Annotated in this window: 23 protein-coding genes and 1 pseudogene; 12 read left to right on the top strand and 12 right to left on the bottom strand. The window is 41.9% G+C overall.

Annotation, left to right across the window (positions count from 1 at the left end; translation table 11 throughout):
* Nucleotides 1-388: pseudogene (locus tag FTT83_RS09275) on the bottom strand (IS701 family transposase); the annotation flags it as partial.
* Between the two features lie 233 nt (nucleotides 389-621).
* Between FTT83_RS09275 and grpE the strand changes: the two are divergent.
* The 4 genes from grpE (at nucleotide 622) to FTT83_RS09255 (ending at nucleotide 4,749) form a co-directional block, all read left to right on the top strand.
* On the top strand, nucleotides 622-1,170 hold the full coding sequence (grpE, locus tag FTT83_RS09270; protein WP_086197579.1) for a nucleotide exchange factor GrpE: 549 nt from the start codon (nucleotides 622-624) through the stop codon (nucleotides 1,168-1,170).
* Between the two features lie 122 nt (nucleotides 1,171-1,292).
* The gene (gene dnaK / locus FTT83_RS09265; RefSeq protein WP_180082403.1) at nucleotides 1,293-3,236 is read left to right on the top strand and encodes a molecular chaperone DnaK; all 1,944 of its coding nucleotides are present in this window, start codon (nucleotides 1,293-1,295) and stop codon (nucleotides 3,234-3,236) included.
* Between the two features lie 104 nt (nucleotides 3,237-3,340).
* Nucleotides 3,341-4,252 carry a matrixin family metalloprotease gene (locus FTT83_RS09260; protein ID WP_180082401.1) on the top strand — a complete coding sequence of 304 codons (912 nt, stop codon included), beginning with the start codon at nucleotides 3,341-3,343 and terminating at the stop codon, nucleotides 4,250-4,252.
* 119 nt (nucleotides 4,253-4,371) lie between these two features.
* Nucleotides 4,372-4,749 (top strand): hypothetical protein, encoded by a 378-nt coding sequence (locus FTT83_RS09255; RefSeq protein ID WP_180082411.1) that lies wholly within the window; start codon nucleotides 4,372-4,374, stop codon nucleotides 4,747-4,749.
* Nucleotides 4,750-4,841: 92 nt separating this feature from the next.
* On the opposite strand, the gene erpA is transcribed toward FTT83_RS09255, so the two are convergent.
* The 4 genes from erpA to FTT83_RS09235 form a co-directional block, all read right to left on the bottom strand.
* Nucleotides 4,842-5,177 carry an iron-sulfur cluster insertion protein ErpA gene (gene erpA, locus FTT83_RS09250; RefSeq protein ID WP_086198910.1) on the bottom strand — a complete coding sequence of 112 codons (336 nt, stop codon included), beginning with the start codon at nucleotides 5,175-5,177 and terminating at the stop codon, nucleotides 4,842-4,844.
* Between the two features lie 117 nt (nucleotides 5,178-5,294).
* Nucleotides 5,295-6,305, bottom strand: a complete 1,011-nt coding sequence (locus FTT83_RS09245) for a putative solute-binding protein (protein WP_180174966.1) — start codon at nucleotides 6,303-6,305, stop codon at nucleotides 5,295-5,297.
* A gap of 235 nt (nucleotides 6,306-6,540) precedes the next feature.
* The gene (locus FTT83_RS09240) at nucleotides 6,541-7,551 is read right to left on the bottom strand and encodes a putative solute-binding protein (RefSeq protein WP_086197583.1); all 1,011 of its coding nucleotides are present in this window, start codon (nucleotides 7,549-7,551) and stop codon (nucleotides 6,541-6,543) included.
* Nucleotides 7,552-7,786: 235 nt separating this feature from the next.
* Nucleotides 7,787-8,794, bottom strand: coding sequence for a putative solute-binding protein (locus FTT83_RS09235; protein ID WP_086197584.1), 1,008 nt, complete (start codon nucleotides 8,792-8,794; stop codon nucleotides 7,787-7,789).
* Between the two features lie 240 nt (nucleotides 8,795-9,034).
* Here FTT83_RS09235 and FTT83_RS09230 point away from each other — a divergent pair, with 240 nt between their 5' ends.
* A complete protein-coding gene (locus tag FTT83_RS09230) occupies nucleotides 9,035-10,969 on the top strand; it encodes an ATP-binding cassette domain-containing protein (protein WP_180174964.1) in 1,935 nt (644 codons plus the stop codon).
* A gap of 485 nt (nucleotides 10,970-11,454) precedes the next feature.
* Here FTT83_RS09230 and FTT83_RS09225 read toward each other — a convergent pair whose 3' ends face one another.
* From FTT83_RS09225 to dnaA, 5 genes are all read right to left on the bottom strand, one after another.
* Nucleotides 11,455-11,766, bottom strand: coding sequence for a hypothetical protein (locus FTT83_RS09225; protein ID WP_373423526.1), 312 nt, complete (start codon nucleotides 11,764-11,766; stop codon nucleotides 11,455-11,457).
* Nucleotides 11,767-11,918: 152 nt separating this feature from the next.
* On the bottom strand, nucleotides 11,919-14,387 hold the full coding sequence (gene gyrB, locus FTT83_RS09220; RefSeq protein ID WP_180043241.1) for a DNA topoisomerase (ATP-hydrolyzing) subunit B: 2,469 nt from the start codon (nucleotides 14,385-14,387) through the stop codon (nucleotides 11,919-11,921).
* Nucleotides 14,388-14,441: 54 nt separating this feature from the next.
* Nucleotides 14,442-15,524 (bottom strand): DNA replication/repair protein RecF, encoded by a 1,083-nt coding sequence (gene recF / locus FTT83_RS09215; RefSeq protein WP_180174963.1) that lies wholly within the window; start codon nucleotides 15,522-15,524, stop codon nucleotides 14,442-14,444.
* Nucleotides 15,525-15,551: 27 nt separating this feature from the next.
* On the bottom strand, nucleotides 15,552-16,697 hold the full coding sequence (gene dnaN / locus FTT83_RS09210; protein WP_180043243.1) for a DNA polymerase III subunit beta: 1,146 nt from the start codon (nucleotides 16,695-16,697) through the stop codon (nucleotides 15,552-15,554).
* A gap of 109 nt (nucleotides 16,698-16,806) precedes the next feature.
* Nucleotides 16,807-18,186: a chromosomal replication initiator protein DnaA gene (gene dnaA, locus FTT83_RS09205; protein ID WP_086197589.1), complete on the bottom strand. Its 1,380-nt coding sequence runs from the start codon at nucleotides 18,184-18,186 to the stop codon at nucleotides 16,807-16,809.
* Between the two features lie 661 nt (nucleotides 18,187-18,847).
* Between dnaA and rpmH the strand changes: the two genes are divergently transcribed.
* From rpmH to mnmE, 5 genes are all read left to right on the top strand, one after another.
* Entirely contained in the window at nucleotides 18,848-18,982 is a 135-nt protein-coding gene (gene rpmH / locus FTT83_RS09200; protein WP_000831329.1) for a 50S ribosomal protein L34, read from the top strand.
* Nucleotides 18,983-19,012: 30 nt separating this feature from the next.
* Nucleotides 19,013-19,402, top strand: a complete 390-nt coding sequence (gene rnpA / locus FTT83_RS09195; protein ID WP_086197590.1) for a ribonuclease P protein component — start codon at nucleotides 19,013-19,015, stop codon at nucleotides 19,400-19,402.
* Nucleotides 19,403-19,411: 9 nt separating this feature from the next.
* Nucleotides 19,412-19,732 (top strand): membrane protein insertion efficiency factor YidD, encoded by a 321-nt coding sequence (gene yidD, locus FTT83_RS09190; RefSeq protein ID WP_166171660.1) that lies wholly within the window; start codon nucleotides 19,412-19,414, stop codon nucleotides 19,730-19,732.
* A gap of 5 nt (nucleotides 19,733-19,737) precedes the next feature.
* On the top strand, nucleotides 19,738-21,492 hold the full coding sequence (gene yidC, locus FTT83_RS09185; RefSeq protein WP_180174960.1) for a membrane protein insertase YidC: 1,755 nt from the start codon (nucleotides 19,738-19,740) through the stop codon (nucleotides 21,490-21,492).
* A gap of 99 nt (nucleotides 21,493-21,591) precedes the next feature.
* The gene (mnmE, locus tag FTT83_RS09180) at nucleotides 21,592-22,947 is read left to right on the top strand and encodes a tRNA uridine-5-carboxymethylaminomethyl(34) synthesis GTPase MnmE (protein ID WP_180043245.1); all 1,356 of its coding nucleotides are present in this window, start codon (nucleotides 21,592-21,594) and stop codon (nucleotides 22,945-22,947) included.
* Between the two features lie 291 nt (nucleotides 22,948-23,238).
* Here mnmE and FTT83_RS09175 read toward each other — a convergent pair whose 3' ends face one another.
* Entirely contained in the window at nucleotides 23,239-24,414 is a 1,176-nt protein-coding gene (locus FTT83_RS09175) for an MFS transporter (RefSeq protein WP_180043246.1), read from the bottom strand.
* Nucleotides 24,415-24,531: 117 nt separating this feature from the next.
* Nucleotides 24,532-24,798 (bottom strand): metal/formaldehyde-sensitive transcriptional repressor, encoded by a 267-nt coding sequence (locus tag FTT83_RS09170; RefSeq protein ID WP_086197612.1) that lies wholly within the window; start codon nucleotides 24,796-24,798, stop codon nucleotides 24,532-24,534.
* A 54-nt stretch (nucleotides 24,799-24,852) separates the two neighbouring features.
* Here FTT83_RS09170 and dmeF point away from each other — a divergent pair, with 54 nt between their 5' ends.
* Together dmeF and FTT83_RS09160 are read left to right on the top strand one after the other, a co-directional pair.
* Entirely contained in the window at nucleotides 24,853-25,836 is a 984-nt protein-coding gene (gene dmeF, locus FTT83_RS09165; protein ID WP_180176545.1) for a CDF family Co(II)/Ni(II) efflux transporter DmeF, read from the top strand.
* Nucleotides 25,837-25,968: 132 nt separating this feature from the next.
* Nucleotides 25,969-26,670 carry a DsbC family protein gene (locus FTT83_RS09160; protein WP_180043248.1) on the top strand — a complete coding sequence of 234 codons (702 nt, stop codon included), beginning with the start codon at nucleotides 25,969-25,971 and terminating at the stop codon, nucleotides 26,668-26,670.
* Nucleotides 26,671-26,754 lie beyond the last annotated feature (84 nt).

The raw sequence follows: 26,754 nt of genomic DNA, 5'->3' as shown, positions 1-26,754 counted from the left end.
CATAAATTCGGAAATTAATTGGAATATTTTGACCATTTTGATCTGTCGCATACAAGGTAATGAGATTAATACCCTTGACGGATCGGTGGTGTTTGCCTGACCAAAAATAGCTAACTAAGTCCATATGTTGACTATATGGTTTATCTAAAACAGTATCATCAATACTGACTATAAGTATATTATTATCAATATGTTGAATTGCTTCTTGATATAGGTCGTGAGGTGTGTAGTCTTCACGCTCTAGAAAGCGATTTACACTATCATGCGAGATGTTATAAGTCTCGGCAAGTTGTGTACAGCTAATAGAGTTCGGTTCTGTCATGAGAAAGCCCATATAAATGGGTAATGTACAAGTTGCTATAGAAGCATGTTTAATTCGTCTGATCACAGATACTTTATAAAGCATTTTAATACTTTTTTGAATCTGTCAATGCGTAAGTCCTATAATTTTAATCAAATTAAACAGATTTAATTGCTTGTCTCGCTTGAATTTTTAACGTCTGCCCCGAACTCTGTATTAATCATGAATTTTATCACTCATGGCAGTTCAGGATTAACGCAGTTAGCACTGAGGCCAAAAGGACTGACATGTTTAAAAACCCATTCAAACGGAGTAAATCTATGGCAACTGAGCAGAATCAAGACGCTCAAGATCTAGGGCAAGAGCAAGCTGAGCAACAAACAGTAGAATCTCAAGCTGAACCTGAACAGTCAGAAGTTACCGTTGAATCTTTACAAGAGCAGATTGCACAGCTTGAAGGTGACTTGAAGTTAGAAAAAGCCCGTACAGCCAATGCAGTTTATGAAGCACAAAAAAGCGTAGAACGTATTCAACGTGAAGCTGAAAAGCATAAAGAGACCGTGATTGAGAAGTTTGCTAAAGAGCTGCTCGACACTGTCGATAATTTAGAGCGTGCCATTCAAGCGGCTGGGGATATTGAATCGCCATTACTTGAAGGCGTTCAACTGACCCATAAATCATTACTCAGTACGCTGGAAAAATTTAACGTTGTAGAAGTCAACATGAATAATGGTTTTAATGCTGATTTACATCAGGCCGTCGGTATTGCACCTGACGTCAAAGCTGGTGAAATCGGTACCGTATTACAAAAAGGTTATGCCCTTTCAGGCCGTTTACTGCGTCCAGCAATGGTCCTCGTAGGTCAATAAGGTATAGAAATTCGAGAGTTTTTCTATTTTTTTCATGCAAACAACTTGAAAAATTTTGAATGGCTCTCATATCGGATAACAAGCAAAAACATTGCAAAAAATAATTTTGAGGAAACATCCAAATGGCTAAAATCATTGGTATTGACTTAGGTACAACAAACTCTTGTGTTGCCGTACTTGAAGGCGACAAAGTTAAAGTCATCGACAACGCTGAAGGCGCGCGTACAACTCCATCTATTATTGCCTATAAAGATGGCGAAATTCTGGTTGGTCAATCTGCGAAACGTCAGGCAGTGACTAACCCTAAAAATACATTATTCGCGATCAAGCGTTTGATCGGCCGTAAGTATCAAGACCAAGCAGTGCAAAAAGACATCGGTTTAGTGCCTTACAAAATCATCCAGGCAGACAATGGCGATGCATGGGTGGATGTAAATGACAAGAAACTTGCACCACAACAAATCTCTGCTGAAATCTTGAAAAAGATGAAAAAAACTGCAGAAGACTATTTAGGTGAAACAGTTACTGAAGCGGTCATTACTGTGCCTGCTTACTTCAACGATGCACAACGTCAAGCCACTAAAGATGCAGGTAAAATTGCCGGTTTGGACGTTAAACGTATCATCAACGAACCAACTGCTGCAGCTCTTGCGTTCGGTATGGACAAGAAAGAAGGCGACCGTAAAATCGCGGTTTATGACTTGGGTGGTGGTACTTTCGACGTATCCATCATTGAAATTGCTGACTTGGATGGCGACCAGCAAATCGAAGTATTATCTACAAACGGTGATACTTTCCTAGGTGGTGAAGACTTCGATAATGCTTTAATTGAATTCCTGGTTGAAGAATTCAAGAAAGAACAAAGCGTGAACTTGAAACAAGATCCTCTTGCATTACAACGTTTAAAAGAAGCCGCTGAAAAAGCAAAAATCGAGCTTTCTTCTTCTAATGCAACTGAAATTAACCTTCCATACATCACTGCAGATGCGACTGGTCCTAAACATTTAGTGATCAACGTGACTCGTGCAAAACTTGAAGGTTTGGTGGCTGATCTGGTCGCTCGTACTATTGAACCATGTAAGATTGCACTTAAAGATGCCGGTCTTTCAACTTCAGACATCTCTGATGTGATTCTGGTTGGTGGTCAGTCTCGTATGCCACTGGTACAACAAAAAGTACAAGAATTCTTTGGTCGTGAGCCACGTAAAGACGTGAACCCTGACGAAGCAGTAGCAATTGGTGCTGCGATTCAAGGTGCTGTGTTGTCTGGTGACAAAACTGACGTATTACTTCTTGACGTAACTCCATTGACTCTAGGTATTGAGACTATGGGCGGCGTGTTAACTGCAATTATCGAGAAAAACACCACGATTCCTGCGAAGAAATCTCAAGTGTTCTCAACTGCTGCAGACAACCAGCCTGCTGTAGACATTTCGGTTTACCAAGGTGAACGTAAAATGGCGCAGCAAAACAAATTGTTGGGTAACTTCCAATTAGGCGACATCCCACCTGCTCCACGTGGCGTGCCACAAATTGAAGTATCGTTCGATATCAATGCTGACGGTATCTTGAAAGTGTCTGCAAAAGACAAGAGCACTGGTAAAGAGCAATCGATTCAAATTAAAGCAAACTCAGGTTTGAGCGATGCTGAAATTGAAGCGATGATCAAAGATGCTGAAGCGAATGCGGAAGAAGACCGTAAGTTCGAAGAACTGGCTAAAGCTCGTAACGAAGCTGATGCTTTAGTTTCTAGCGCGCAAAAAGCAGTAAAAGATCTGGGCGAACAAGTGACTGCTGACGAAAAAACTGCGGTTGAAACTGCGGTTTCAGAACTTGAAGCTGCAACCAAAGAAAATGACGTTGAAGCCATCAAAGCAAAAACTGAAGCATTACAAAACATCATCATGCCGATCACTCAACGCGCTTATGAAGCTGCGCAAGGTGCTCAAGGCGGTGCGCAAGGTTTTGATCCAAATGCATTCCAAGGTGATGCGGGTCAACAACAAAAAGCAGATGACGGCGTTGTAGATGCTGAATTCACCGAAGTTAAAGATGACAAAAAATAATTTGTCGAATTAACAGAAAAAAGACCGCGCGCAAGCGCGGTTTTTTTATTTTTATTTCAGCTTAATTGTTATACAGTATAGAAAAATAATGATTTTAAGCTTTTATGCGCTTAGTGCTACTCAGCCTGTTGGTCATATTTCTGTTCGGCATGACCTATCAAACCCGAAATCATCCTCAAATTCGCCACAATACCCTGTTGGATCGTATTCAACATCCTTTCGATACCCGCTTACGTTACCGTATTGCTGAGGTTGATTCACGTTTTGGTGTTACTGAAAATGAACTGAAACAGATTAGCCAGCAAGCCACTGACATCTGGAAAGCGGGTACAGGCAAAGACTATTTTGTTTATGATCCCGATGCCCGGCTCACCATCCATTTAATTTATGATCAACGTCAAGACGAATCGGTGCAACGTCGGCAGCAATTAGGCCAGATTCAACACAACCAGCAAGTGTGGGTCAATAAAAATCAACAACTGCAGCAATTTAAAGATGAACTAGACCGTACCAATACTCTACTCGATGCGAAAAAAGCCCAACTCAATATACAAATAAATCAACATAATCAATATATTGCCATTATTAATCAAAGTGGTGGAATCCCGGCTTCACAACGGGAACAGCTCATGCAGCAGCAAAACCAGTTACAACAGCACATTTTGGTACTGCAGCAAGAGATCAATCTTTATAACCAGAAAATTCAGCAACTTAATCTGGAGGTTGATGAACTGAATCAGCTGAATCAACGGATTGATAGCTCGGTAAAAAGCTTTAATCAGTGTTTTCAGCCACGATTATTTGATAAAGGTTCATTTAATGGCAAGCAAATTAACATTTACGAATTTGAATCGATTGAGGATTTACGCTTGACGCTGGCGCATGAATTTGGCCATGCACTGGGCTTGAAACATAATCAGGACCCGCAAGCACTGATGTATCCACTGATGAAAGAGCAAAACATGCTAAATTTCCGCTTGTCCGCTGCTGATCTTGCCCTGTTACAGGCGCGTTAGGCTCAACTTGAGATACAATGCAAAAAAACCTTACTTTTTATAAGTCTATGAATAGTAAGATATCGGCAATCAGGCAAATTTCGTGTTATGGTAATAACCAGAAATGACAACAGAAACCTCTGGAGATGCGTGTGAGTTACTACCATATTCTTATTGAAGTAAATGATCACATCAGTACGATTGAACAGACTCGTGATATTGAAATTTTTGATATTATTGAGATTCAACCTTATCTCCATTCCATTCTTTTGCCGTATTTCAATGAGCAACTGATTGAACTTGAAGATGAAAATATAGAATTTAAAGATATTCTACATTTACAAGTCAAACAGACCCTGTTGCCTATTCAAGATTTGATTGAAGAAGAACAACGTTTACTGCCAAGCGATACCGATATCACCATTAGTGCTTATGAAATTTTTAACAATCGCGATTTAAGCCAAGATGTGACTACGGTTATTTTTGATATTCTAGAAGCAGCAAAACTGCAAGCCTAATAATTTAAATAGCTTGCAACAGCAAATCAGCATGCTAATCCGCAATAAAAAAGCCCCCATTTTTGGAGGGCTTTTTATATTTGATTATTCGATTAAATTGAAAAAGATGAACCACAACCACAGGTTGTTGTTGCATTAGGGTTGTGCACGATAAAACGTGAACCTTCCAGGCCTTCTACATAATCTACTTCTGAACCGACAAGATATTGATAGCTCAATGAATCGACCAGCATTTTCACATCACCATTAATAAATTCAGCATCATCTTCATTCATGCTTTCAGCAAAGTTAAAGCCATAAGAGAAACCGGAACAACCGCCACCTGTAACATAAACGCGTAACATTAATTCTTGGTTGCCTTCGCTATCACGCAATTGGCGTACTTTATTCGCAGCATTGTCGGTCAACACCAGAGCTTGGGCATTCATGTGGGATTCCTCTGTTCAATTCAGCTGTCTTGAAATATAAAAGACCATATATTAAGTATAGCATACCCAATATATGGTCAGTATTTACAGATTTAAAGTTAAATCAGACTATTTTTCTCAAGATTTTTTATAATTTTCATCCTGCAGACTACATTCAAAATTCTTTGGATCTTGCTTACAACGGAATTGCCACAGTAATTTCATCATACGTTTATCATAAACGCCGCGTTTGGTTAAATCGACCCGCGACTCGCGCATCAATTTTTGATAGCCCACTTTATCTGCTTCAGGAATTTGCATCCAGTATTTTTGCGGAATATCGGCTTTCATTTTGCCTAAAATCCCGAAGGCACGAGGTAACTGGCTTTTCACCCATTCACGTGACTTTTGCCCATATCCTGCCGGAAATTTATCTGGACGGATAATCACATTACCGGTGACTTGTAAAATAGGATAATTCACAATTGCACCCTTATTGCCTAAACCCTTATACAGTTCTAAAGGTTTAAATACGGCAGCAGGTGCACCAATAATATCCACCTGACCATTGTTAAATTTAGCGCCAAAATTGGTGACATCTGCACTAATCGCCTGTGCACCCACTTGCTGAACCATAATTTTTTGCGCTTCATCATAATCAAGCACGGCAATTTTTTTGCCTGCAGCTTTCGCCACGGTATTGATATTACGATCATTAACCATTAAAAAGGCATCGCCGACTGGAATCACACCCACCACTTCATATTTGCTATTCAGCATATGTTTGGCAAAAGTTGGATTGGCTAAACCCTGCATCACTTTTACTGCCAGTTTTAAATCGGGAATCGCACCAATAGCATCCAGTGAACCGGTAAAATGGTTAAACTGACGACCGCGCATACCGGTCACACTGATCCCGTCACACTTTCCAGCTTTAAAATCTTCAGCGATGACTGCTTCATTTTGGCCTACACGTAATTCAATATCGGCGCCCCAATTTTTGGCTGCCAATTGATAATCTTTCATCAGGGCAAAAACATCCCCACTTTTACCTACTAAATCAAATACGCAAATCACCTGTTTGGCTTGAGTAATACTAGCGACAGCACACAAACCTAGACCAAGCAGCAGTGTTTTAGAGCATGGCATCATGATTTTTTCTTCCTTGTGTCATTATTTTATTCAATCTTGAATTGAATCGTTTTTGCTTTTTTTATTCATCAGCCAGCAGCCGATTTGAAGACTTGTTTTTTGGGCTGATAAAATTTCACTGTTATTTTTTTAAGATTACGCCTTTTTTCACTCATCTCAATGGCAAAAATGACAAAATACTAGTGACAAAAAAGCCTAGATTTAATCTAGGCTTTCTTTTTAAAAATCAATACTATTCACCACCAAGTGAACATTCAAAATTGGCTTTATCGACAGAGCAGCGAGCCTTTTTCAAAACCCCCATCATGCCTGGATCATAAATACCGCGGTTGGTCATATCCATACGGCCTTCACGCAATAATTTTTGATATTTGGTTTTATCTTCTGCAGTCAGGTTCAATTTAAACTTGGCCGGAATATTGGCTTCCAGACGATTAATTAGGGCAAAACTTTTTGGTAAGTTTTTCACAAACCAGTCACGTGATTTTTGACCAAAGCCTGCCGGGAATTGGTCTGGACGGATCACAAAATCTGCGGTCACCTGGAGTACAGGGAAATTAAACATCGCACCATTAGAACCTAAACCTTTATAAATTTCTAAAGGTTTATAGGCATAGGCAGGTGCACCTACCATATCGACCTGTCCATTATTGAATTTTGCGACAAAGTTAGATACATCAGAGATCACCGCTTGCGCACCTACACGTTGCACCATAATTTTTTGTGCATCGTCATAACCTAATACCGCAAATTTTTTACCTGCTGCTTTTTCAATCGAGTCAATTTTTTTATCGCGTACAAAAATAAAAGCAGAACCTAAAGGTGAAATACCCGCCACTTCATATTTTTTGCCGCCTAAATTACTGACCATTTTCGGCGCATTACGTTTATCCAAAGCAAAAGTGATGGCACGCTGAGCAATCGCATTACTTGGTGCACCACCGAGAGCATCAATAGAGCCTACGAATTTATTGTATTGACGAGCACGCATCGCGGTCATAAACACGCCGTCACATTTACCGGCTTTAAAGTCATTATCAGCAACCGCTTCGTCTTGACGTGGAATAAGATTAATTTCTGCCCCCCATCCTTTGGCAGCCAATGCCCATTCCTGAGCCATTTGAAAAGATTCACCCGATTTACCCAGTAAATCAAATACACAGACATCGACTTTAGCAGCTTGTGCTGTACTCGCTAAGCCTACAGCAGCAAATGTTGTTAATGTGAAAATCATTTTTTTCATTATTTCGGTCCTTTTAGAATCTTGTTGTTTGACGAGTATCCGTTCACGCCACAAATATTAAGCAAGTTCATTCTAAAAAAATAGAGTATTTACTCCAATTAATCAGGCTTAAAATGCCAATCGTTTTTCATTTTTTTAAGTTAGCAATAAAAATCATAAACTTATGTAACAGCGATTTTTAGGTATAATTTATGAAATTTGCGCTATTTTACAAATGAATACAATAATGATGGATTTATTCACCGCTTAATGAACACTCAAAGTTGGTTCTCTCTACCGTACAACGGGCTTTTTTCAGCACCGTCATCATGGTCGGTTCATAAATTCCTTGCCTAGTCAGGTCTAAACGTCCATCTCGTAATAATTTTTGATATTTATCATGATCTTCCTTAGTTAAATTGACTTTATATCTGGCGGGAATTTCCGCTTCCAGGCGTTTCACCATAGCAAAGCTTTTCGGTAAAAGTTTTACGAACCAACTCCGTGACTGATCTGCAAAACCTTCAGGAAATTTCTCCGGGCGAATCACCAGATCGGCAGTCACATTGACGACCGGAAAATTAATCATTGCCCCGCTAGAGCCTAAACCTTTGTAAATTTCTAGCGGCTTAAAGGCATAAGCGGGTGCCGCAATCATATCGACTTCACCATTGTTGAATTTCTTCACAAAATTAGAAATATCAGCCATCACCGGCACTGCACCAATACGCTGGACAACAATTTTTTGCGCCTGATCATAGTGCAGAATGGCAAATTTTTTACCTTGTGCCTTCTCTATAGAATTAATTGATTTATCACGTACAAAAAGATAGGCAGTACCAATTTGCCCAATTCCTGCCACCTCATATTTCTCATTGGCAATGCTACTGGTCAGCCGCTTTTTATTACGTTTGTCCAACACAAAAGCAATGGCTTTTTGTGCAATCTGATTACTTGGAACGCCACCAAGTGCATCAATTGAACCGGCAAATTTGTTATAGGCGCGGGCACGCATTGAGGTCATGTAAAAAGCATCACAGACACCGACCTTAAAATCTTTTTCAATTTTGGCTTCGTCTTGATAGGGCATTAGATTGACCTCGGCTCCCCAGTTTTTACTGGTTAAGGCCCATTCTTCAATTAATTTATAAGACTCACCTGCTTTCCCAAGTAAATCAAATACACAGATATTCTGTTTTGCCTGCGCTAAGCTGGAAAAACTCAAAAGTGTGAGCATAGATAAAATAAAAGTCTTTTTTTTCATGATGTGCCTTATTCTTTTTCGCTTATTTATCTTAGAAAATTACTATAATTTTGTTTTTATACTAAAAATAGAGCTGCTGAGGCCTTTCTGACGAAAGGCTGTTTTTTTGCACAATTTGTCACATTTTTATTCATCTACTTAAAATCATGCTTTTATAAAAAAGAATCATGCACTGCCTTTTTCTTTTCTGAGTGGCTTCCTTTAGAATACGCACATTATTCTTCTCATTTAGATATTTCAATGATTCAGTTAGATCAACTTTCTATACGTCGCGGTGGGCGTGTTTTATTTCAAAAAGCGTCTATGCAGCTACATCCAGGATGGAAAATTGGCCTAACCGGTGTCAATGGTGCAGGAAAATCGACCCTGTTCGCCGCATTATTGGGTGGCATGGAATCAGATGGCGGTTCTTTGACCCGTCCTGCTGCCTGGACGGTGGCTCATATGGCTCAGGAAATTAAAGCGCTGGAGATGAAGGCCATCGATTTTGTCCTGTCTGGAGATGAAGAATATTGGGACATCCAGCATAAACTGGAACATCCTGAAGCCCTTAATAACGATGAGTTAGCACATTTATATGGCCGCTTTGACGAAATTAATGGCTACTCTGCTCCATCAAAAGCATCACAATTGATGGCCGGTTTGGGCTTCTTTGAACATCAGTCACAACTGGATGTTTCCAGTTTCTCGGGTGGCTGGCGCATGCGTTTAAATCTGGCCCGCACCCTGATGAGCCGTTCAGACTTGCTGTTACTGGATGAACCGACAAACCATCTCGATTTGGATGCAATTTTATGGCTGGAAGACTGGCTAAAAGCCTATGAAGGCACCCTGATTTTAATTTCGCATGACCGTGATTTTCTTGATGCCGTTACCGATCATATTTTACATATCGAAAATCAGGAACTGATGCTCTATACCGGAAATTATTCTACCTTTGAACGTACACGTAGTGAACGTCTGGCACAACAACAACAAGCGTATGAAAAGCAGCTTGAAACACGGGCACATTTACAAAAATTTATTGACCGCTTTAAGGCCAAAGCCACCAAAGCCAAACAGGCACAGAGCCGGATTAAACAATTAGAACGTATGCAGGAACTTTCTGCTGCACATGTCGATACACCGTTTACCTTCAGTTTCCGTGAACCGACTAAAATGAGCTCACCTCTGCTGCAACTGGAACATGCAGATATTGGTTATGGTGACAAGCTGATTGTAACCAATGTCAATTTGCAAATCACACCAAGCAGCCGGATTGGTTTACTCGGGATGAATGGGGCCGGTAAATCGACACTGATCAAATCTTTGGTTGGTGACCTGAAACTGCTCAAAGGGACGCGCAAAGATTCTGAATTGCTGAATATTGGTTATTTTGCCCAGCATCAAATGGATGCCCTGGATGGTAGTGCCAGTCCAATGCTGCAATTGTCACGAATCGCGGACAAAAAAATCAGTGAAGCAACTTTACGTTCATTCCTCGGTAGCTTTGGTTTTAGTGGCGAACGTATGGACACCCCAAGTGAAGGCTTCTCTGGTGGTGAACGTGCGCGCCTAGCTTTGGCTTTAATTGTATGGCAACGTCCAAACGTGTTGATTCTGGATGAACCGACCAACCATTTGGACCTTGATATGCGTCATGCCCTGAGCATGGCCTTACAGGACTTTGAAGGTGCTGTGGTGTTGGTATCGCATGAGCGTCAATTGATTGCCAGCGTCTGTGATGAATTATTGCTAGTCCACAATGGTCAATGCCGTGAATTTGATGGTGATTTGGTTGCTTATGCAGACTGGTTACGTCAGGCACGGATTGACCTCATGAAAAATGGTCAGAAACCCGCTGCACCAGTTCAGTCACAAGTTGACGTTAAAGCGACAATTTCAAAACTTGATAAAGAGGCGCAGCGTAAAGAAACTGCGCGTCGCCGTGAACTGAGTCGCCCGATTCGTAAAAATATTGAAAAAAATGAAGCACAGATTAGCAAGCTGCAACCCCGTTTAGCTGAAATTGAAGTCTTACTGGGTGATACGGCAATATATGAAGCCAGTCGTAAAGATGATTTACTCAAGCTGATGAATGAGCAAACTCAGTTAAAAAGCCAGCTGGAAACGGCGGAAGAACAAATGTTAGAGTTAATGATGGAACTGGAAGAGCTTGAAAGTTCTTTTGAATAAGGCATTTTTCCATTCTTAAGTAAAGCTAAAGTGACGTTTATTTTATGATCGCAGCACAATATTTAAGGTGTGCTGCGATTTTTTAATTTTTCTACACAACCATTCTATTCTACACAACCACTCTATATAGCCATTCTACCCAGTTATGACGAGCTATTTTAAATCAAACAACATGATCAGGTTTTAAATTCAAAAACTACCTTTAAATGAATTTAAATTCAAAGTCAGGTTTTAAATTTAAAAAATTTATCCACAACCACTCAAAATTCAAGTTTAAATTTAAAATAAAAGATCATTTTATGCTATGGATAAGTTAATTTTCACTTTTCTATTGAGCTAAAATGACAGTTTAAAAACTTATCCACACAAAGATTTCTATCTATGTTGATCATTTAAAATTAGTTTTTTGACTTATCCTGAGCTGTTTTTTTGCGTTTTAAAAACCTGAGTTCGATAATCTTCCAAGCACCCTCATTGACCCATAATTACCGAATTTGTTTATGATTCTGCAAACCAATCCAGACCTGGCAATGCTTTAAATCTTCATCATAATCAAATTCTGCAAACTCAACTGCGAGTTTTTGTGGCTTCCAGACACCATTTTTCACGGCATGAGCAATGCGGTCATAACGGACAAAATTGCTTTCCACGCGACCCTCCTGCTCGTAGACCACTTTGAACTGTTCATGTTCATACTGGGCCAGCACCTCATAATTTCCGCTAAAAAAGGCCTGAGTCCAGATATCGCGGATCTGTTCCAGTTCTTGATCCATAGTGCTCACCTCGTCATATTGCATGATGATTTCCTCTTTATTTGGAATCATCATGACAGAAGAATACGTCATTTTAATAAAAATAAAGATGGCTAAAAATTAATCAAATTAAAATAAAAACAGCATAAAAAAAGCATCCCGAAGGATGCTTTTTTACAATTTCACTCATCAATGCATCAAGCGTCAATATCCGCATTTAAGGCATTTTCCTCAATAAAGGCACGACGCGGTTCCACATCATCGCCCATCAAACACGAGAACATGCGGTCTGCCTCAATGGCATCGTCAATGGTCACCTGCAGCATGTTACGGTTTTCAGGATCCATAGTCGTTTCCCACAGCTGTTCCGCATTCATCTCACCCAAACCTTTATAACGCTGGATCATCATGCCGCGACGTGAGTCAGATAAAATGTGCTGCCAAACCTGATGGAAGGTCGACACCTGAATCTTGCGATCACCTTTCTGCAAATAAGCGCCATCTTCAAGCAAGGTAAACCAGCTCTTCGAATTTTGCAGTAAACGCTTGTATTCACTTGAACCGAGCAATCCGGTATCCAGTAAATAATGATGCGGCAAGTTGTGCACATACACCGTTACACGTGGCCAGTAATGCACCACTTTGCTACCGTCTGCATGTTCTTTCTCAAACACTTCAAGCGTGATTTCAGGACGTAAACTTGGTTGATACGTTTCAATAGCAGCACGCAACTGTTCAGACCACTGTTTCACATAGTCTTCATCATGACTATGGTCTAACTTGAACGCATCTAGGCCCAGTAAACCATCCAGCAAGCTTGCTGGATAACGTAGCGTTAAACGCTGCAAGCTCTTTTGTGAAGTCTGATAGTCAGCAATGACTTTTGCTAAAGACTCACCACGAATCGCAGGTGCATCGGCGCTGACATGCAGTTCCAACTCATCAATTGCGTTAGAAATCAGGTAAGTCTCAAGCGCATCATTATCTTTAATGTACTGCTCTTGCTTGCCTTTTTTCAGTTTATATAACGGTGGCTGTGCAATATAGATATAACCGCGTTCTACCAGTTCAGGCATTTGACGGAAGAAGAAGGTCAACAGTAGCGTACGGATGTGCGAACCATCAACGTCAGCATCGGTCATGATGATGATTTTGTGATAACGTAATTTGTCCGGGTTGTACTCTTCACGACCAATACCACAGCCCAACGCTGTAATCAGCGTACCGACTTCCTGACTCGAGATCATCTTGTCGAAACGTGCACGTTCTACGTTCAGGATTTTACCTTTCAGTGGCAGAATGGCTTGCATCTTACGGTTACGGCCCTGTTTGGCAGAACCACCCGCAGAGTCACCTTCGACCAGGTACAATTCAGACAATGCCGGATCTTTTTCCTGACAGTCCGCCAGTTTACCTGGCAAACCGGCAATATCCAGCGCACTCTTACGACGGGTCATTTCACGCGCTTTACGTGCAGCATCCCGCGCACGTGCAGCATCGATAATTTTTCCGGCAATCGATTTTGCTGCTTGCGGATTTTCCAGCAGGTATTCCGAGAATGACTTGTTCATCGCCTGCTCTACAGCAGGTTTCACTTCACTTGAAACCAGTTTTTCCTTGGTTTGTGAAGAGAATTTAGGATCAGGCACTTTTACCGAAACAATCGCGGTTAAACCTTCACGTGCATCATCACCCGATACAGCAACTTTCTCTTTTTTGAGCAAGTTTTCGCTTTCCATATAGCTGTTTAAGCCACGGGTTAAAGCAGCACGGAAACCAGCTAAATGTGTACCACCATCTTTTTGTGGAATGTTATTGGTAAAACAACGCACGTTTTCTTGATACGTGTCATTCCATTGCAAGGCAACTTCTACACCAATGCCATTGTCTGCTTGCACAGTAAAATGAAAGATATCATTCAGATGGGTTTTGCCCTGGTTGATATATTTTACGAATTCAGACAAACCACCTTCATAATCAAACACATGTTCTGCATTGATACGTTCATCACGTAGCACAATACGCACACCGGCATTCAGGAATGAAAGCTCACGCAAACGGCGCGCCAAAATATCAACATTGAAAATAGTTTGACTAAAGGTCTCGGCACTTGGCCAGAAACGAACAGTAGTCCCGGTTTTGTCGGTATCACCCACGACTTTGAGTGGATAGACAGGATCACCATGTTTATATTCTTGTTGATGAATATGACCGGCTCTGTAAATGGTCAATTCCAGTTTGCTGGATAAGGCATTGACGACCGAAACACCTACACCGTGCAAACCACCAGAAACTTTGTAGCTATTATCGTCAAACTTACCGCCGGCATGCAGAATGGTTAAAATCACTTCAGCTGCAGATACGCCTTCTTCAGGATGAATATCTGTCGGAATACCACGACCATTATCGGATACGCTGACTGACTCATCTTCATGGATGGTGACCAGGATTTCGTCACAGTGACCTGCCAAAGCTTCATCAATAGCATTATCGACCACCTCAAACACCATGTGATGCAAGCCTGAGCCATCGTCTGTATCGCCAATATACATACCTGGACGCTTACGCACAGCATCGAGGCCACGTAATACCTTGATACTAGAGGAATCATAAGCTTTTTCATGGGTTGGTTCTGTTTGAGAAGCAGCTTGATCTTCTGAACTCATGGTTTCTCCCTAGTGAAATATAGGTCTATCCAAAGATGGGTAAAATTTAAAAAGTTATTGCACAACAACCTGAACTTGACCATTTTCAACTTTGAATAATTGATATGAAATAGACAAATCATGTAAATGTTTTTTGACCGATTCATGCTCTAAAGTGGTAATAAAAACTTGACTACCCAGCTGGCTTAATCGCTCAATTAATCGTCGTTGTGCAGTTAAATCTAATTCTGCTGTCAGATCATCTAATAATACCACAGTTTCCTTATTACAGGCATGTAGCATTGCAATCTGTGACAGTTTTAGAGCCATAATCAAGAGCTTTTTCTGACCGCGTGAAAGCACCACATCAGCATCGCCCAACGTTGTTTTTAAACGTAAATCGGCACGATGTGGACCGTATTCAGTATAACGGCGATCCACATCTTTCTGATGATGCACAGTCAGGTCATGCAGCAAGCCCTGTTCGGTATGAAAGCCAGGCATATATTCCAGTTCCACCGTAAGATTGGGCAGCAAGTGCTGCAAATCCTGCTCAAAATAAACTTTCCACTGCTCGACAATGCCGCTACGCTGCGCATTCAGCATTTCGCCGTATTCTGCCAGCATTTTGTTCCATGGTTCCAGATCATGCAAACCGAGATTTCTGCTCGATTTCAACAAGCTGTTACGTTGCTTTAAGGCACGTGCATAGTACTGCCAGGCATGATAAAAATCCGGTTCCACGTGGAACATCAACCAATCCAGCAACTGCCGGCGTGGTTTGGCACCATAATCGATAATGTCGGTACTTTGTGGATCAATATGCTGTAAAGGCAGTATTTTGGCCAGTTGCCCTTGGGTCGCAATATGATCGCCATTGACCTTAATCAGCTGTTCACCAGAGAGCAGCTTTTGCATGCCAATTTTTTCCGTTGCCGATTGTGCAAACACAATCGCATCGCCGGTTTCATTCTGAATATAATTTTTCGGGATATGGGTACGAAAAGAACGCCCGGTCGCCAGCAAATGAATGGCTTCCAAAATCGAGGTCTTACCTGAACCATTTTGCCCATAAAAGACATTAAACGGCTGCAACTCATGGAGTGCAACCGTCTTTAAGTTTCGAACACGTTCTATATTTAAACGCGTAATATGCATGGTTAAATCTGATTCAATATCGGTAAATTAAACACGCATTGGCATTACAACATAGGTCTGGTCCTGTTGTGCCGGATCATGCACCAATACCGACTGATTCGCTTCAGTCATGGTCATCGATACATCTTCACCATCTAACACACTCAGCACATCAAGCAGGTATTGGGCATTGAAAGACATTTCCATCGGTGCATCTGCATACTGAATGGCTAAATCTTCAATCGCTTCATCTTGCTCCGGGTTATTGGCACGCAGCTGCAAAGAATCGGCACCAAAATTCAGGAACACGCCACGTAATTTTTCATTACTGAGAATGGCCACACGTTGCAAGGATTGCTTGAATACATCATGCGCGATCAATACGTTTTTATCGCCACCACGTGGAATCACGCGACGGTAATCCGGGAATTTTCCATCAATCAGTTTCGTGGTGAAACGAACGGTAATATCGCCCTGCTCTTTATCACGACTCGGGGTACTGATGGTCACATTTAACAGTTCACGACCAATCAATAAAGACAATTGCTCATCTTCAATGCTAAGCAGACGCTGTAATTCTGCTACCGCTTTACGAGGCACAATCGCCTGAATCGGCTGAGTTGCAGTAGATTGTGCAACGGTTTCACACAGCGCTAAACGGTGACCATCAGTCGTTACAGCACGCAATTGATTTTGGTCAATTTCAAGTAAGGTACCAGTTAAATAGAAACGGACATCCTGCACAGCCATTGCAAAAGCCGTTTTTTCAAACAGTCGTTTTAACTCGCGCTGAGTCACGGTCACTTGCGTACCTTGGGCATTTTCAGTACTTAACAATGGATAATCTTCAGCTGGCAAAGTACCCAGTACAAAGCGGCTATTCCCTGATTTTAAAATACAGCGATCTTCAGTAATTTGCAGGTCAATCAATGCCGCGGCAGGCAAGGATTTACAGATATCCATCAGTTTACGTGCAGGTACAGTGGTTTCACCTGCCTGCAAGCAAGCCCCTTCAGCCAGTGTGGTACTGGCCACCAGTTCCACTTCCAGATCGGAACCGGTAATGGTCAAGGATTCATTGTTTACTTGAATTTTTACGTTAGACAGAATGTTTAAAGTATGGCGACGTTCAACCGCTCCTACGACATGTGACAGAACATTAAGTAAGCTTTCTTTCGCGATTTTCAAACGCACGGTACATTCCTCTAACAACTGAAGATGAAAATAAATAAATGTGTTTTTTAGCAGTGTACTATGCGGCAGAATATGCCGCATTGCAAGAATAGAATTTGATCAAATCAGATCAGCTTTGCAACAGACGTTGCAGGTTTTTATAGTCTTCATTAAAGATCGGATCTTGTTCACGCAGACTGATGACTTTTTCACAGGCATGCATCACGGTACTGTGGTCACGACCACCAAAGGCCATGCCAATTTCGGGGAAACTGTCCCCGGTCAGTTCACGTGCCAAGCCCATGGCCAGCTGACGTGGACGGGCATAAATCCGGGTACGTTTGGGACCGACAATTTCCTTTAAAGGAATACGGAAATATTCACTCACCACCCGCTGGATATTTTCAGTACTGATGGTACGGGCACGAATGGCCAGCACATCTTTTAACGATTCACGTACCACATCCAGATCGATCGGTGTGCCTTTAAAACGGGAAATCGCCACCACTTTGTTCAGCGCACCTTCCAGCTCACGAACATTGGCTACCACTTGCTGGGCAATAAACAGGGCACAGTTACGCGGCAACTCCACCCCACTGCTTTCGGCTTTTTTCAACAAAATTTCAATTCGGGTTTCAATATCCGGTGGTTCCACCCCGACCGATAAGCCCCAGGAAAAACGTGAAACCAGACGTGCATCCAGTTCAGTCAATTCTTTGGGATAACGGTCGGAAGTCAGGATAATCTGTTTTGATTCATCCAATAGCGCGTTAAAGGTATAAAAAAACTCCACCAGACTGGCTTCTTTACCGGCCAGCAAATGAATATCATCCACCAACAACAGATCAAGCGAGCGGCAATTCTTTTTAAACTCTTCCACTTTGCCTTGCTGTAAAGAACTGACAAAATCTTGTACAAAACTCTCGGCCGTCATATACATCACCCGTGCATTGGGTTTGGCCTGTAACAGGGCATTACCGACAGCTTGCATGAGATGGGTTTTACCCAAACCGGTCGGTCCGTATAAAAATAGCGGGTTATGCTGTGAAGCCCCCAACTGGGTTAACACTTTACGGCAGGTTTCAGCTGCCATCTGGTTGGAACGGCCTTCAACGAATAGTGAAAAAGTAAATAAGGGATTGAGTAAACGTTTACGGCTGTTTTTACTGCCCGTTTCATCTTTTTCTTTTTTCGGTTTGGAAACAACTGCCGGAACAGATTGCAATGCAGCCGTGGTGGTTGCTGGCTGTTCATTGGCTGACAAGATTGCACCCGGACGTGAATCCACCAGAATCTCGACTTTACGTACCCGGCCTTCAGACATCTGTTCAGCCAAAATCGTAATCAGTTCCAGATGATGTTCCTGAATATAGCGGGTCCAATACGGATTGGGTGCATAGAGTCTTAAAGTATCGTTTAGCTCTTCAGCAACCAGAGGGCGAATCCACATGGTAAAGACATTTCCCGAAAGCTCTTGTCGCAAACGAGTTAGACAGTCTGTCCAAAGCATGTGAAACCCCTATTCATTCCATTGTTAGTAAAAAAATCATGCGAGCCCGACCGAGCGGGTCGCCATTCTATCGAAGTTATCCACATCTGTCATGGCAAAATTCAGGAAATATCATTCAAAAAAGCAAATTTCCGATTAAATTTAAATTTAAATCACAATGTGGATAAGTTTATCCGCAAGCTGTGGATAAAATATAACATAAAGTTATCCACAATTTAATAAAATTATAAAAACATAGATATCCACAATTTAAATTTATGTTTATTAAAAATAAAATAGCCTTTTCCACAGAAAAACACCGCCCTAATAGTAATAAATTTAAATTTATAAATTTGAATTTATTTATAAGAACGCCATTCTTTGGGGATAACTCGGAAAAGTTATAAATTTAAATTCATTTCACAACACAAGCATTTCATTCACAGTAAGATGTGGATAAGATTGTGAATATTTCTGTTTATAACTTATGTTGTTTTATTAATCAATAATTTACACTGTGTATAAAATAGATACAACTTTTAATTATCTAAATGCATGTTCAACATATCAATCTTCTAAAAACCGGTTTATTTTGAAAGAAAGTTTGTTTTTGATTGACAGCTCATTGAATGAACACTAAAATCGCGAACCTTCATAGAAAGATCATTTTTGGAGTTTCAATATGAAACGTACATTCCAACCATCAGAATTAAAGCGTAAGCGTGTTCATGGTTTCCGTGCTCGTATGGCTACTAAAGCTGGTCGTCAAGTATTAGCTCGCCGTCGTGCAAAAGGTCGTCATAGCTTAACTGTTTAATCTGTTAACGCTATTACGATTTTGGGTGTTATGACACTTTATGGCTTCAGCACAGATGTACGCATACACTGTGCTGCCGATTATAAAAGTGTGTTTGATGGTGCGCTTTTTAAAGTGCATCAACCCCATTTCTTATTTCTTGCTAAAAATTCCGAGCAGCCGAAAAGCCGTTTGGGTATTGTTGTTGCCAAGAAAAAAGTGCGTCGCGCACATGAAAGAAATAGAGTAAAGCGTCTTGCTCGTGAAAGTTTTCGCCTGCATCAGCAGCAATTAGATTTATTAGATATTGTGGTCATGCCTAAAATGGGTATTGAAGCAATCCCTAATGCGGAATTGCAGCAGCAATTACAATTTGCTTGGCAGAAATTGCAACGCCTTGCCAAAAAGCATAAAAAGATAGCTCCCTCCCCACAAAAGTAGAGAAGGCCAATGGTACGTTTACTGCATTGGTTGATTCGATTCTATCAGATCGCGATTAGTCCTTTATTGGGACCCCGCTGTCGTTATATTCCCACATGTTCTCAATATTCTTTGGAAGCAGTCCATTGTTATGGTGCTGTGCGTGGTGTGTGGTTAGCTACTAAGCGTATTTGTCGTTGTCATCCTTGGGGGGGCTCGGGATATGATCCGGTTCCGCCAAAGGCAATTCGTTTTATTTCATTTCAGCAAATAGATTCTCAAACGCTTCACGTTGTTGTACCCTTTCGTGATCGTTTATTGAACCGAAATCACTCTAACTACTTGGGATAATAGATATGCAACAATGGGCCAGGTTTGCAATTCTAGGGGCCATGTTTGTCGTCGCATATTTGCTTATTTTGGCTTGGCAAAAGGATTATGGTCATGCAGAAACTAAACCGCAGCAAGAAGCTGCCGTGGTTTCACATGAAGTATCTGCAGATTTGCCAAATGGTCAAACCGCTGCTACTGCGTCTGACATGCCTCAAGCGAATATTGCGACTCAGCAAACTACAACAGATGCCACTGCACCTGTAAGTCAACAGCTTATTTCAGTACAAACTGACCTTTATCATCTTTGGATTAATCCTAAAGGGGGTGACATTGTTCGTATTGAATTATTGAACCACGATAAAGACAAAGACAGTAATGCTCCGTTCGTGATGCTTGAAAGCGATGCACAACGGACTTATGTTGCTCAGTCTGGATTGATTGGTTTAAATGGACCAGACAGTAACCGCAATGGTCGTCCTGTATATGAGATTGAAAAAGCATCTTATACACTGGCAGATGCCAAAGCGGAAAAGAACAAAGATGGTCAAGCGGTTAAGGTTTTATCGGTACCGATGGTCTACAAAACTGCTGACGGTGTAGAGATCATTAAGACGTTTACCTTCAAGCAGGGTGAATATCCGGTTATGGTCAGCCACAAAGTGGTCAACCGTAGTAACCAGAACTGGCAAGGCCAGATGTTTGGTCAGATCAAACGTGACAATTCGGATGACCCGGGTAAATCTTCCCAAGGTATTTTCACACTTGGCACATTCCTGGGTGGTGCGTGGGGAACGCCAGATGAACATTATAACAAGCTGAAATTTGCCAACTTCAACGATGAAAAGTTGAATGTTGAAGCCAAAGGTGGCTGGGTTGCTGTAGTGCAGCATTATTTTGTCAGTGCCTGGATTCCGGGTGATCTTAAACTGACTCAAGCCAATGGTCAGCCTTATAGTGCCAAACTGGAATCTCGCCAATCTACCGATAATATGAACATTATTGGTTTCACTTCACCGACCATGAATGTACCTGCAGGTACTGCGGCGGAAGTAGATGCGACATTCTATTCAGGTCCTAAAGTACAGTCTGAATTAAAAGACTTGGCTGTCGGCTTGAATCAAACGGTTGATTATGGCTGGTTATGGCCAATTGCCAAATTATTGTTCTTGGGCCTTCAATTCTTCCATAACATTGTTGGCAACTGGGGCTGGTCAATTATCATGTTGACTGTACTGGTCAAACTGATTCTTTGGCCATTGTCGTCCAAGAGCTACCGCTCTATGGCGAAAATGCGTGTGATTGCACCTGAAATGCAACGCATGAAAGAAGAATTCGGTGAAGACCGTATGCGCTTCTCGCAAGAAATGATGGCGCTGTATAAACGTGAACAGGTCAATCCATTATCGGGTTGCTTGCCATTGCTGTTACAAATGCCGATTTTCCTGGCCTTGTACTGGGTATTGATGGAATCAGTAGAACTGCGTCATGCACCCTGGTTGGCTTGGATTCAAGATTTATCTGCAATGGATCCGTGGTTTATCCTGCCGTTACTGATGGGCGCGACCATGTTTATTCAACAGTCTTTAAATCCGCAGCCGGCTGATCCGATGCAGGCAAAAGTCTTTAAGATTATGCCGATTGTATTCACCGTATTTATGTTGTTCTTCCCTGCGGGCTTGGTGTTGTACTGGATTGTCAACAACAGTATTACCATCTTGCAGCAAAGCCTGATCAACAAAGGTGTTGCGAAAGAACGCGAAAAACGCGACGTTGTTTAAGTAACGACTGATTGCGAATAGCTGAATAAATCCGCTTAAGATGGTAATCTTAGGCGGATTTTTCTTTGGCTGTGATTTGGGATTTTTTAGGTGAATTTTATGCAAAACCTTACTACGATTGCTGCGATTGCAACTCCGCCTGGGCGCGGTGGCGTGGGGGTAATTCGTCTGTCGGGTCCAAAATCTTATGCCATTGCTGAAGCTTTAACCCGAAACGCTTTGCCTAAGGCCCGTTTCGCCGGTTTCCGTCAGTTTTATGATGCATCTGGTGAAGTCATGGATGAAGGCCTGGCCATTTGCTTCCCTAACCCACACTCGTTTACCGGTGAAGATGTGGTGGAGTTACAGGGGCATGGGGGCCCAGTGATTCAAAATGCCCTGCTCGGCCGACTACTGGAGTTGGGTGCAACCTCTGCCAAAGCCGGTGAATTTTCCATGCGTGCCTTTGAAAATGGTAAGCTGGATTTGGTCCAGGCCGAAGCGATTGCCGACCTGATTGATGCCACCTCTCAGGCCGCGGCACGTTCTGCAGTCCGTTCACTGCAAGGGGCTTTTTCTACCCGGGTTAATACCGTGCTGGAGAAATTGATTCATCTGCGTTTACATGTGGAAGCTGCGATTGATTTCCCGGAAGAAGAAATCGATTTTTTGGCAGATGGCAAAATTTTAGCCCTGCTGGAAGATGTGCAAAGTTCGGTCGCTGCCGTGCAAACTTCGGCACGACAAGGCCAGCTATTGCGCGAAGGTCTGCAGGTAGTGATTGCGGGTAAACCGAATGCAGGTAAATCTTCCTTGTTGAATACCCTTGCGGGTAATGAACGCGCCATTGTGACTGATATTGCTGGTACCACCCGTGATGTCTTGCATGAAAAAATCACCTTGAATGGCTTGCCGATTACCCTGACCGATACCGCTGGTTTACGTGAAACTGGCGATGTCGTGGAAAAAGAAGGCATTCGCCGCGCGATTAAAGAAATTGAACAAGCCGATTTGTTGCTGCTGGTTTATGACTTAAGCCAAGGGGAAGATCCGCTGCAATTGGCACAAAACTATTTTGCCGAACATTTGGAACCACGCCGTTTAATGCTGATTGCCAACAAGTGTGATTTAACCGGTGCAGCTGCTGAAATAGGCGATTATCAGGGATTCCGTCATATTACCGTTTCTGCCAAGCAGGAAACTGGGGTGCAGTCGCTCATAGATGCGATTACAGCGCATGCAGGCTTCCAGCCGGAAGAAGATACCTTTATTGCCCGTACCCGCCATTTAGACGCAATGAAGCGCACTCAGCACTATCTGGCAGAAGCGCGTGAACAACTGGTGGTGTTCCATGCCGGTGAGCTGGTGGCGGAGTCATTGCGACTTGCCCAGAATGCCTTGGGTGAAATTACCGGGGACTTCAGTGCAGATGACTTATTAGGCAAGATCTTTGGGTCGTTCTGTATCGGAAAGTAATTTCAATTTACCTTTATATTTCAGTAAATTCTAATAAGTTATAGTGTTAACTTAAAAGCATTAAGTTTTAATGGCTTAGTGCTTTTTTATGTCATTGACTGCTTCAGTGTATGCTCAAAATCCATCTGATGGCATGATATTATATTCGGTTATTAATCACCAGATATAAGAAAAGTTGAATTAGAATTTGAGCATTTCCATTCTGTCGATGAGGAATAAAATGGATTCAATATTATTGAGAATGAGCGTATAACCTAAACTTCTGGGCAAGATCATTAAAGCTGAGGATGATTATTTATCATTTATTTTTTTATGCCAAATTAACAAAAACAGACACAGTAAACAGAACGCAGCACAAAAACTGAGTACGCTTGCGGTTAAACCAAAATGATCGGCAAGATAACCCACTGCAAGAATGGGTAAAATGGTGCCTAAATAGGCTACAAATAAATAAGTCGACATGACTGCAGCCCGGTTGTGCAGGTTGGTCATGGCATGAATTAAACCAAATGCCCCGATCAGCGCTAATCCATGCCCAACGCCAACCATTACATCACTGATAAAAAACAGAAAGCTCCAGTGTAGATAGATACATAAACCCAGGATCAATAAACTGAACAACAGCGTATACAGCCCATAATTCAGGCATTTTCTTGCAGGAATCGATCTGGAAAAATACTGTACCATGGCAGAAATTAGCAAAATACAGGTAATGGCTAATCCACTGACCAAAGGACCATGCCAGGGAATGATGAACTGTACAAATGAGGGAGAAAGTGAAGCGAATAGGCTAAACGCTGCAAAGGCACAAAAGGCAGTCAAACCGGTAATATAAAATTCAACATGAAATTGTGCTTCAGGACGTTCTAAATGCGGTGCAATCGAGAATGCCTGTGCGCTAAATTCAGGCTGTGGCAGACGTAACAAACCTACGAAGCACAACATTGCCCCAACAATGATAGGAATATACGGGGTAAATAGCGGTGTAGCAGAAAACTGGGCAATCAGTCCACCGACCAATGGGCCTAAACCAAAACCAACTGCGGTAATTACTGAACTGAGCTGGGGTGCATGGCTTTTATGTGATTCAGGAATGCTCCACATCAGACCAATCAATGCTGATGTAGTCATCAATCCCGAGGCAATTCCGATAATAAAACGCCCCAAAGACAGCCATAGCACATTATTCGCAAACATGGACAGTAGAAGCCCAAGTGTGATGATGACCAAACCAAGTTCTAAGGTTTTTAAAAAGCCAATGCTGTTACTGGTACGGCCTAAAAACAGGAGCGTGGCTAAACAGCCCAACATATAGGTGACAAAAATATAGGTGATATGACTCGGCAACAGATGCCAAAGTTGCTGATAGATGGGATATAAAGGGCTGGCCAGTGCCGTCCCCATCGTTCCAATACAAAGAGCCAGGCTCACCATCAAAAACGGGCGCCAGGATTGTTGATTTGTCATAGAGTGTCGCAAAAATATTTGCCACAGCGTTCAAAATGGCAAATAGGGGGGGGAGAAAAGGAGAATTTAGCGTACTGGTTATCGATCTATAGCGTCAATGGATAAAATGTAAGAAGTTTAGCTATAACGCTTTAATAATTTAAGAAATTCTTCCAGTTCTGTTTCATTAATTGCTGTCTGTTCTCCAATCACGTGATGACGCAAATGTGCTTCAATAAGCTCATTTATCAGACCATTCACCGCACCTTTAATCGCGGCAGCCTGCTGCAATATTTGAATACATGAAGCATCAGGTGTATTTAAAGCCAGATCCACTGCATTAATCTGACCTTGTAAACGTTTGACCCGATTCTGAATTTTCTTGTCCTGATATAAATGACCCAACATTATTCTCCAAAAATAAATATACTATGGGGGAGTATATTGAAAATCTAGATTATGCAAGACGCCCCATTGACCCGAACCCATAGTCATCAGTTTGATGAAGGCAACCCGCTCGCACAAAAACGCATTTTATTGGCGACCATTCTAACGGCAGTGATGATGTTATTAGAAGTGATTGGTGGCTGGATTTACAACTCTATGGCCTTGCTGGCCGATGGCTGGCACATGAGTTCGCATATGCTGGCGCTGGGACTGGCTTATTTTGCTTACCGTTCTGCACGTCGTTATGCGCAGGATCATCGTTTTAGTTTTGGCACCTGGAAAATTGAAATTTTGGCAGGCTATAGCAGCGCCATCTTATTGATGGTGGTGGCGGTGTTTATGGCCTTTCAATCGATTGAACGACTGCTCAACCCGGTTGATATTCTTTATAATCAAGCCATTCCGATTGCAATATTGGGCCTGGTGATTAATTTAATCTGCGCATGGTTACTGCATGATGATCACCATCACCATCACCATCACCATCACCATCACCATCACCATCACCGTCACCATCACCATCACCATCACCATGATCATGATCATGATCATGAAAATGAGCATACTCATACCGAGCATGACTTAAACCAGAAAGCCGCTTTTATGCATGTGGTTGCCGATGCTGTGACTTCAGTTTTTGCCATTATTGCCCTGTTTGCTGCCAAGTATTTGAATTGGACTTTTCTGGATGCTGCACTGGGCATCATCGGATCCATTCTGGTGGCGAAATGGGCTTGGGGCCTCATTCAAGAAACTGGAAAAACCTTACTGGATGCAGAAATGGATCATCCGGTCGTAGAAGAAATTCGCGAGGTGATTGCAGAATTTCCTCTAGTAGAAATTACTGACCTGCATGTCTGGAAAGTCGGCAAAGGTAAATTCTCCTGCATTTTAGCTTTAGCCACCGATTTCAATTTGAATGCAGACCAGATTCGTGCAGCCTTGTCCATTCATGAGGAAATCGTACATGTTTCGGTAGAAATTAATCCACGCTAAATCCATGTTCCACGTGAAACCTTGCTGGGTAAATATGTGTATTTTCAGTAAGGCGAGCTAAAATTTTAAGATTACCTGGCTGGTTTTTGAGTAGAATCAGCGGGAAAGATTTTAAAGCGATGAGCAAAATAGATGATTAAAAAAACATTGGTATGTGCCTTGGTGAGTTTTATTTCCACTTTAACTTTGGCAAATGTCGATACAGTGAAAACCAACCTGAGTAAGCAACATCCCAAACTAAACATTGAAAATATTCAAACCACCGAAATGAAAGGGATTTATAGCGGCTCAATGGATGGCCAAGTGGTATATTTGGGGGAAGATGCTCAACATATTCTGGTCGGTTCCATGTTCCGATTAAGTGATCAGAAAAACCTGACCAAAGATTTAATACTGAAGCAGAACAGTGTTGACTGGAAAAAATTGCCGTTACAGGATGCAGTCAAAACCGTGCGAGGTAATGGTAAACGCCAGATTGCGATCTTTTCTGACCCAAATTGCCCGTATTGTAAACAGCTTGAGACTGAACTAAGCAAATTAAAGGATGTGACTATTTACACCTTTATTTACCCTATTAAAACTCAATCTGTGGCGGTTTCAAAACAGGTATTTTGTGAGAAAGATCCAGCTTTGGCCTGGTCAAATTTGATCGCTAAAGGCATTCAACCCAATGCTAATAAAAGCTGTGCCAATCCGATTGAGCGTAATTTAAGTTTAGGTAAAACTTTAGGTTTAACCGGGACACCAGCCATTGTTTTCTCCAATGGCTTTAAAGTCATGGGGGCCTACCCTGCCCAGGAAATTGAAAAAATCTGGAAAGAACTGGGTTTATAAAATAGATCTGCGCTGATGCGAGGAACTATAAAAAAGTAACTATAAAAAAGCACCGTGTACGGTGCTTTTTTATGACTTATTCCA

This window comes from Acinetobacter sp. YH01018 (assembly GCF_013420295.1).
Taxonomy (GTDB): domain Bacteria; phylum Pseudomonadota; class Gammaproteobacteria; order Pseudomonadales; family Moraxellaceae; genus Acinetobacter.
This window is presented reverse-complemented; position numbering and strand designations above follow the sequence as displayed.